General features: G+C 73.1%; 1 protein-coding gene. It reads left to right on the top strand.

From position 1 onward, the window contains the following. Positions 1–819 (top strand): glycosyltransferase (locus tag Voc01_RS52640; RefSeq protein ID WP_203935342.1); only part of this gene is annotated, 819 nt, incomplete at both ends.

The following is an 819-nucleotide window of genomic DNA, read 5'->3' as shown; positions in this document are numbered from 1 at the left end:
GCCTGGCGGAGTGCTACCTCGCCTTCCTCACCCACGCCCAGGACAGCGACGGCGCCTTCCACAACCGCCTCGGTCACGACCGCCGGTGGACCGACCAGCCCGCCCTCGGCGACTGGTGGGGCCGGGCCCTATGGGGTCTGGGAACCGCCGCAGCACGCAGCCCGGCGGAGTGGATCCGCACCGAGGCACTCGTCGCCTTCACCACGGGCGCCACCCGACGGTCGACGGCACCGCGGGCGATGGCCTTCGCCGGCCTGGGTGCGGCAGAGATCCTGCGCGTGCGGCCGGACGACGAGACGGCGTCAGCCCTGCTCACCGACGCCGCGGCCGTCGTCGGCACGCCGGGCGACGACCCGACCTGGCGGTGGCCGCACCAACGGCTCACCTACGCCAACGCCGCACTGGCCGAGGTGCTCATCCTCGCCGGGCATCTGGGCGGCGACCCGCCGTTGCTCATCGCCGGACTCCGGATGCTCGGCTGGCTGCGCGACATCCAACTGGCCGCCGGCCGGCTGTCGGTCCTGCCGGTGAAAGGCTGGCAACGCGGAAGCCCACGCTTGCGTCACGACCAGCAACCCATCGAGGTCGCCGCGATCGCCGACGCCGCCGCCACCGCCGCAACGGTCACCGGCGACTCCCGATGGAACGCCGTGGTGGAACAGGCGATCGACTGGTTCGGCGGCGGCAACGACATCGGCACGCCGATGTGGGACCCGGCCACCGGCGGCGGATACGACGGCCTGACCCTGCACGGACCCAACCTCAACCAGGGCGCCGAGTCCACCCTCGCACTGATCTCCACGATGCAGCACGCGCGGC

The organism is Virgisporangium ochraceum (assembly GCF_016863655.1).
Taxonomy (GTDB): Bacteria; Actinomycetota; Actinomycetes; order Mycobacteriales; family Micromonosporaceae; genus Virgisporangium; species Virgisporangium ochraceum.
Note: the sequence above shows the minus strand (reverse complement) of the source record. Positions and strands in the feature narration are given on the sequence as shown.